The 7,086-nt window shown below is 46.8% G+C and carries 9 protein-coding genes and 1 pseudogene; 1 reads left to right on the top strand and 9 read right to left on the bottom strand.

Annotated features, from left to right (window positions below):
* Positions 1 to 167, top strand: a 167-nt coding sequence (locus A1019T_RS00315) for a zinc ribbon domain-containing protein (RefSeq protein WP_143514048.1), incomplete at its 5' end; no start/stop codon positions are given.
* 123 nt (positions 168 to 290) lie between these two features.
* Here the strand turns inward: A1019T_RS00315 and A1019T_RS00310 are convergent.
* The 9 genes and pseudogenes from A1019T_RS00310 to A1019T_RS00270 form a co-directional block, all read right to left on the bottom strand.
* Positions 291 to 881, bottom strand: a complete 591-nt coding sequence (locus tag A1019T_RS00310; RefSeq protein WP_077449923.1) for a HupE/UreJ family protein — start codon at positions 879 to 881, stop codon at positions 291 to 293.
* Positions 882 to 1,010: 129 nt separating this feature from the next.
* Complete coding sequence (ureG, locus tag A1019T_RS00305; RefSeq protein WP_077449922.1) at positions 1,011 to 1,649, bottom strand: urease accessory protein UreG; 639 nt, start codon at positions 1,647 to 1,649, stop codon at positions 1,011 to 1,013.
* A gap of 74 nt (positions 1,650 to 1,723) precedes the next feature.
* A complete protein-coding gene (locus tag A1019T_RS00300; protein WP_244156480.1) occupies positions 1,724 to 2,377 on the bottom strand; it encodes an urease accessory protein UreF in 654 nt (217 codons plus the stop codon).
* Between the two features lie 43 nt (positions 2,378 to 2,420).
* Positions 2,421 to 2,996 carry an urease accessory protein UreE gene (gene ureE / locus A1019T_RS00295; RefSeq protein WP_077449920.1) on the bottom strand — a complete coding sequence of 192 codons (576 nt, stop codon included), beginning with the start codon at positions 2,994 to 2,996 and terminating at the stop codon, positions 2,421 to 2,423.
* 21 nt (positions 2,997 to 3,017) lie between these two features.
* Complete coding sequence (gene ureC / locus A1019T_RS00290; RefSeq protein ID WP_077449919.1) at positions 3,018 to 4,721, bottom strand: urease subunit alpha; 1,704 nt, start codon at positions 4,719 to 4,721, stop codon at positions 3,018 to 3,020.
* The gene (locus A1019T_RS00285; RefSeq protein ID WP_077449918.1) at positions 4,711 to 5,052 is read right to left on the bottom strand and encodes an urease subunit beta; all 342 of its coding nucleotides are present in this window, start codon (positions 5,050 to 5,052) and stop codon (positions 4,711 to 4,713) included. Before A1019T_RS00285 ends, ureC begins: the two co-directional genes overlap by 11 nt.
* Before the next feature lie 10 nt (positions 5,053 to 5,062).
* Positions 5,063 to 5,365 carry an urease subunit gamma gene (ureA, locus tag A1019T_RS00280; RefSeq protein ID WP_077449917.1) on the bottom strand — a complete coding sequence of 101 codons (303 nt, stop codon included), beginning with the start codon at positions 5,363 to 5,365 and terminating at the stop codon, positions 5,063 to 5,065.
* 124 nt (positions 5,366 to 5,489) lie between these two features.
* A complete protein-coding gene (locus A1019T_RS00275) occupies positions 5,490 to 6,398 on the bottom strand; it encodes an urease accessory protein UreD (protein WP_077449916.1) in 909 nt (302 codons plus the stop codon).
* Positions 6,399 to 6,863: 465 nt separating this feature from the next.
* Positions 6,864 to 7,086, bottom strand: a pseudogene (locus A1019T_RS00270) (zinc ribbon domain-containing protein); the annotation flags it as partial.

The raw sequence follows: 7,086 nt of genomic DNA, 5'->3' as shown, positions 1-7,086 counted from the left end.
GCTGCCATAAAATAAGTGACAGTAGTCCAAAAGGTAGAGCAGGTTTGCGAATAAGAGGATGGACTTGTGCTGAGTGTGGCACATGGCATGATAGAGATACCAATGCTGCTAAGAATATCCTTGCGGTCGGGCTTGACCGTCTAGCTGTAGGAATCCCCTCGGTTTAGCGAGGGGAGGAGGTCAACTAGTTCAGCAATAGAAGCTTTTCAAAGCAAATACTGATAAAAACATAAAAAAGCCGCAGGAAGAACCCACGGCTTTTTTATTACTAATTAAACCTGACAGTTAGATTAACTGGCAGCCATAAAGCCACCAATAACAGCGACCACACCACCTAAAGCACGAGTGATACGGTTGTCTGATTTTTGCATAGCTGCGCCTAAAGCACGACCACCAAAAGTAATCGCAAGCGTAGCCGCTACGAAGCCAATCATATAAGTCACGATATTAGAGCCGGCTGCCATCTCAGCACCATGCGCATAGCCATGAGCAATCATAAATAGAGCAACCAAGGTGCCACCAATCGCTGTCGGTAATTTAGCCAAGGTTGCAATCAATACCCCAGCCAGTAGAACTGACATGGCGATACCAGTCTCGACACCCGCTAAGCTAACGCCAGCCCAAGCGATTGCCGCACCCAATACCATACCACCCACTACGAATAGTGGCGTACCACTTTTCATAGTGTCATTTTGACGCATACTCCAAAAGCCAATAGCGGCCATAGCCAATAAGTGGTCAAGCCCCATAAATGGGTGCATTATGCCGCTTAAAAAGGCATTATGAGTGTGCAGAACATCACCGTGGCCTGGGTGAGCTAGAGCAAGGCTAGCCGTTAGCATTAGACCTGCGGTAAGCATGAATTTAGACAAGTTTTTCATGAGTTAATTCCTTGAGTTGTTTAATGGTTTTATGAGAGTTATAGAACAGTTATTTGACGGTTGTTTGGTTTTCTAGTTATAAAGACAACCGTCTTTTGTTATTACTATAATCAAATCTAGTATGGCTAATTAAGCGTTAGCGTTTTGCTTACTAGGACGGCGCTCAGGCAACATGCCTTTGTCTAAGATGAAGCTGATGATTTCTTCAACGCCCACACCATCATATAAGTTGGTGAAGATAAATGGACGTTCGCCACGCATTTTCTTCGAGTCACGTTCCATCACATCTAAAGAGGCGTGAACTTGCTCTGCGATATCAATTTTGTTGATGATTAATAAGTCTGACTTGGTGATACCAGGGCCACCTTTACGAGGAATCTTATCACCAGCGGCCACATCAATAACGTATAAAGTTAAATCAGACAGCTCAGGGCTAAAAGTTGCCGCTAAGTTGTCACCGCCAGACTCTACCAATACCAACTCTAAATCTGGATGGCGGTTTTGTAAGTCGTCAATGGCCGCTAAGTTCATTGATGCGTCTTCACGAATGGCAGTGTGCGGACAGCCGCCAGTTTCCACACCGATAATACGGTCTGCTGGCAGGGCATCATGCTTCAATAAGAAGTCAGCGTCTTCACGGGTATAGATGTCGTTGGTCACAACAGCAATGTTGTAATGGTCTTTTAAGGCGCTGCATAATTGGCGTAAAAGGGCGGTTTTGCCTGACCCAACTGGGCCACCTACACCAACTCGTAAACAATGTTTCATAAAATATTTTCCTTATTATTGCGACACATATAAGTGCAAAATTAAAAAAGTCACACAAACCGTTTAAGCAAATACTAGCTTCTAAACAGCCGTGAGTATTGAGTCTCGTGCTGTGCACTGCCTAGCGCCAGACCGGGCATAATAGGGCCCAAGTCTTCATCAGCTAAAGCCAATGCAGTGTCTACGGCCGATACTAATTTGGGACGTAGTTGCTCATTGAGACGCTGTGCTGCGGTATGTCCTAATGGCATGGCTTTACAGGCGACCGCCAATTGGTTTTCAAGCCAAGCCCACGAAAAGCCAAGTAAGCTTTGGCGCACCGGAACATTGCGGGTATGTGCGGTCCAAGCAAAGACAGTCACATAACCGGGCTCATCTGGCAGTGCAGCATCTCCCTGCTCAGGCTTGGGCTGAATATCTAAGCTGGTCAACAGCCGAGTGAGTGCAAGCCCTAGGCGAATATCTTCGTCACTAAGCTCAGCACTCTCACGGTTGGCATGAATCCACTCGTTCCAGTAGACCAAACCTTGGCTGTCTTGATTGGCCCAGCAGTTCTGTAGTCTGGCAAGCACCGGTAGCTCACAGCGGGTTAAACCATCATTTAACACGCCCTCAAGCCATTGACACAGCTCTTGCTCCGTGGTTACCCAGCCCAACTCAAAGGCACTTTCTAGGCCTTGCGACCAAGCAAAAGCACCAATAGGCAGAGCAGGGCTGATCAATTGCATCAGCCCGAGTAACGCTAAGTCACTAATGGCACTGGTCGGCTCATTAGTGATCATGGTGTCCACCGTGATGTGAGTGGTCATGTGAGTGATGATGACCGTGGCCATGTCCATGACCATGTGAATGATGGTGACCGTGTCCATGTGAATGGCTGTGTGCATGTTCACGGCCGGCTTGGGCATAGGCTCCTGACTCAGGGTCAAATGGTGCTTTGTGATGAGTTAGCTCAGCGCCCAGTAGCTCTGCCAGCTCTTCAAGCACATGGTCGGGTGGGAAGCGTACCCAGTGAAGGCCGTCTTCATCTGAGCCAATGGCCAGTGACACATGACGATTGCCCAAGTGATAGCATAAGCGCGCTAAAGGCAGGCCATTTTCAATATACGCAGTGGTCACATCTTCATCAGCGGCCAATACTTGGATGATTTCACCGCTATCAGCTTGTAGCAAATCACCATGACGTAGCACAGGACCACGATCTAAAAATAGCCCCACCTCGCGGTTGTTATCAGTAGTCGCTTTTAGGCGACCCCGAATACGCAGCTCATAAGGCAAGGTTAAGGTGTCAAAAACCTCTGCAGGAGCCTGTTCACTGCCATTAAGTCTTTGGGTTAATTGCAACATGTTAATTTCCTTCAAAGTGGGTTAGAACAAGTGATAACGCTGAGCCAGAGGCACTTCGGCTAAAGGCTCACAAGTTAGCAGTTCACCATCTGCGCGCACTTCATAGGTTTCTGGATCTACCATTAAGTTTGGGCAGAAGTCGTTTAATTTCATGTCTTTTTTACGCATTTGGCGCACATTTTTACAGGCAACCAAGCGGCTCTTTAGACCCAGCTTTTCTTCTATGCCATTATTCATGGCAGCTTGGCTGACGAAGGTTACACGGGTGGCAGAAACTGCACCGCCTAGGGCACCAAACATACGGCGATAGTGAACCGGCTGTGGAGTTGAGATAGCGGCATTTGGATCCCCCATAGCAGCCCCAGCAATCATGCCACCTTTTAGAATAATGGAAGGTTTAACCCCAAAAAATCCTGGTTTCCACAGTACTAAGTCTGCAAGCTTACCCACTTCGATTGAGCCAACTTCATGCGATACGCCATGGGTAATCGCAGGGTTGATGGTGTATTTAGCAATGTAGCGCTTAACCCGGAAGTTATCGGTACCACGTTCTTTATCTTCAGGAAGTAGACCACGCTGAACCCGCATCTTATGCGCAGTTTGCCAAGTACGACAGATTACTTCACCGATACGGCCCATGGCTTGTGAGTCTGATGAAATCATCGAAATTGCGCCGATATCGTGCAAGATATCTTCAGCAGCGATGGTTTCACGACGAATACGAGAGTCAGCGAAGGCCACGTCTTCTGGGATGTTAGGATCTAAATGGTGACACTCCATCAGCATGTCTAAATGCTCATCAACGGTGTTGATGGTGTAAGGACGAGTAGGGTTGGTTGACGACGGCAATACGTTTGGCTCACCACACGCCACAATAATATCAGGAGCGTGTCCGCCGCCAGCACCTTCAGTATGGTAGGAGTGAATACAGCGGTCTTTGAATGCCTCTAGGGTTTCTTTGACGAATCCGGACTCATTTAAGCTATCAGCATGTAGGGCAATCTGAATATCATAACGGTCAGCGATATCTAGTGCATTGTTAATAGTTGCTGGGGTGGCAGCCCAGTCTTCATGAACCTTCAGGCTCATAGCCCCTGCTTTAACTTGCTCCTCAAGAGCCTCTGGTGAGCTACTACTGCCTTTACCTAATAATCCGATGTTTATAGGCAACTGGTCCACTGCTTGCATCATACGTGCGATATACCAAGGACCTGCAGTATTGGTAGTGGCCACAGAGCCTGTAGCAGGGCCGGTACCGCCACCAATCATGGTGGTCATCCCGCTCATTAAAGCTTCATCAACCTGCTGAGGGCAGATGTAATGCACGTGGGTATCAATAGCCCCTGCTGTTAGAATTTGACCTTCACCAGCGATAATCTCGGTACCTGCACCGATATTCATGGTGACTCCAGGCTGTGTATCAGGGTTACCCGCTTTACCAATGGCCGCAATACGGCCATCTTTTAAGCCCACGTCAGCTTTTTCGATGCCCCACCAGTCAATAATAATAGCATTGGTAATCACCGTATCCATGACTTGATCAGAGCAGAGCTGGCTTTGACCCATACCATCACGAATGACCTTACCACCCCCAAAGACCACTTCTTCACCATAATGAGTGTGATCTTTTTCAATCTCAATCCACAGCTCAGTGTCGCCTAGGCGGATGCGGTCACCCGTTGTCGGTCCATATAAATTGGCATAAGCTTCGCGATTAATTTTCATTATTTTTCTCCTGAGCTTGATTCTGATCTATTGCTCCCATCACCTCGCCTCTAAATCCATAGATACGGCGCAATCCCCCATAAGGGATGAGTGAAACCTCTCTTTTTTGACCAGGCTCAAAGCGTATAGCTGTCCCTGCAGGTATCGCTAAACGGTGCCCATAAGCCTTTTCACGATCAAAGCTTAAGGCACTATTTGTTTCTGCAAAATGATAATGAGAGCCTACTTGGATCGGACGGTCGCCTAAATTAGCCACTTCAATTACAAAGCTTTCACGGCCGACGCACAACTCAATGTCTTCGTCTTTTAACTGATATTCACCAGGAATCATGACTTATCTCCTAAACGATGGGGTTGTGAACGGTGACCAACTTGGTGCCGTCCGGAAAAGTGGCTTCTACTTGAATGCTTTCAATCATTTCAGCGACACCATCCATCACATCATCGCGAGTAAGGATCTCGCGTCCTGCACTCATCATCTCAGCGACAGTACGACCTTCACGCGCGCCTTCCATAATGGCACAGCTAATAAGGGCAATGGCTTCTGGATAATTTAGCTTAAGCCCCTTTGCTTTGCGGCGCTCTGCTAATAAACCCGCTGTGAATAACATTAATTTATCTTTATCTCTGGGGGTAAGTTCCATTATGTGCTCCGTTTTTTATTGCTATTGTTATTTAAGTCTTATACCAGGTAGGGCATAAGCACAGAGAAATCATTGATAATACAAAGTTTTGCGATTAGTTATTTGTAATAAGCTTGCTTGCTAATTAGGTTAGCCAAATACGGGGAGTGACCGACTTAACGCCGATCAGTCTTGGGCGCAGAATCTCGCGAGCTTGCTGCAATAAGTCCCAAGCCTCATTACGCTCCATGCCCAAATAACGTAGCAGCAATACGCCGCGGCGATAGGTTACAGCCCAATTATGATTGGGGGCAATCTTGTCACGCAGTTCGCTGATGGTGGCTTCAGGGTCGCTTAGACCCACTGCCCATAAAGTGGCGTGTACTGTGGCACCACCTTGTCCCCATTTACCAGCAAATCTAGGATGTGTGGGGTCAATGACTTGGCGTTCTAGCCACAGCGGACGACCGTTTTGGGTTAATTGAAAATGCTGTTCAATAATACCGCTAACATAAGGTAAATCGCTTGCAGGACGGCCCAAACCAATAATCTCCCAACCTAGACACTTAGCGGTTTCGGCCAAATCAATAATAACCATCTGTTGACCGCGTGAGCCATCAAAAGCTAGGGTTTCTTGCGGTAACCATTCAAGTACCGCATCCTCGGCAACCTTCAGATGCGTGTGCTGAGTCCAAGCCACACCATTGCTATCAGCGCGGTATAGTTTATTCGCTGCAGGGGTGGTCAGCAGAGTGTGAGCATTTTTATCCACACTGACAGCTATGTTCAATGAGTCACCACTGGCCAAACCACCAGGGGGGTGTAATAAGTAGATATGACAGCAGCCATTGCGGCCTTCAGGATAAAACGCGCGTTGGACGCGAAGTGGGCCATAGTGACGCGCCACATTCATGCGAGTAATTGAAGTATCGCGCTCTGGATAAGCTGCAAACCCTAGGGTTAAAGAGGCTTCCCAGCGGCGATTGGCATCAAAACGATGGCCATAGTCGAGGGTATCCTTTGGTGACAAAGGAGGTGTAGATAAAGTTGTCATGCTGTAAAAGACCCATTTATTATGAGCCTAGGTTGGTTTCAGCCTAAGCAAAAGTGTACAAAATAAACTTTAGAAAATTCGAAATAATTACTTATAAATTAAGCATGAAGCTTAGTATGGGTAATGGGACATTACCAAATCAGAGAGGACAGATCTTTTTTTGCCAAGAGAAACAGTGAATGCAAGATGTCAGCATTAGCTAGGCGATAAAAAAGACGTGTGAAATATAAGTAAGAAAGCGGTAGATAGCAATCTTGGTGCTGTTATACCGTATATGGCACTTTTATACATCCTAACGTAATTTGAGTCAAGTCCATTTTTCCCATAAAAAAACCTTCTAAAAAAGCCTATCAATTAATTTTTAACAGTCAGATCTTATCAGGTTAACAATGAAGCTCTCTATTCAGGCCTCATTGCTATTGTTGTATAACGCTTTACTGGTATAACTTTGACCTCCTCCCCTCGCTAAACCAAGGGGATTCCTACAGCTAGACGGTCAAGCCCGACCGCAAGGATGTTCTTAGCAGCATTGGTATCTCTATCATGCCATGTGCCACACTCAGCACAAGTCCATCCTCTTATTCGCAAGCCTGCTCTACCCTCAAGCTACTGTCACTTATTTTAAGGCAGTACGAGCAGGTCTGGGTAGTGTAACTCTCATTTACGATCTCAAGCTGACAACCTGCAT

The sequence above is a fragment of the Psychrobacter piechaudii genome (genome assembly GCF_900162825.1).
GTDB classification, from domain to species: Bacteria; Pseudomonadota; Gammaproteobacteria; order Pseudomonadales; family Moraxellaceae; genus Psychrobacter; species Psychrobacter piechaudii.
This window is presented reverse-complemented; position numbering and strand designations above follow the sequence as displayed.

Bases quoted from the DNA above. Each gene is read 5' to 3' on its own strand.
- A1019T_RS00310 (WP_077449923.1), bottom strand. From the start codon at position 881: ATGAAAAACTTGTCTAAATTCATGCTTACCGCAGGTCTAATGCTAACG.
- ureG (WP_077449922.1), bottom strand. From the start codon at position 1,649: ATGAAACATTGTTTACGAGTTGGTGTAGGTGGCCCAGTTGGGTCAGGC.
- A1019T_RS00300 (WP_244156480.1), bottom strand. From the start codon at position 2,377: ATGCAATTGATCAGCCCTGCTCTGCCTATTGGTGCTTTTGCTTGGTCG.
- ureE (WP_077449920.1), bottom strand. From the start codon at position 2,996: ATGTTGCAATTAACCCAAAGACTTAATGGCAGTGAACAGGCTCCTGCA.
- ureC (WP_077449919.1), bottom strand. From the start codon at position 4,721: ATGAAAATTAATCGCGAAGCTTATGCCAATTTATATGGACCGACAACG.
- A1019T_RS00285 (WP_077449918.1), bottom strand. From the start codon at position 5,052: ATGATTCCTGGTGAATATCAGTTAAAAGACGAAGACATTGAGTTGTGC.
- ureA (WP_077449917.1), bottom strand. From the start codon at position 5,365: ATGGAACTTACCCCCAGAGATAAAGATAAATTAATGTTATTCACAGCG.
- A1019T_RS00275 (WP_077449916.1), bottom strand. From the start codon at position 6,398: ATGACAACTTTATCTACACCTCCTTTGTCACCAAAGGATACCCTCGAC.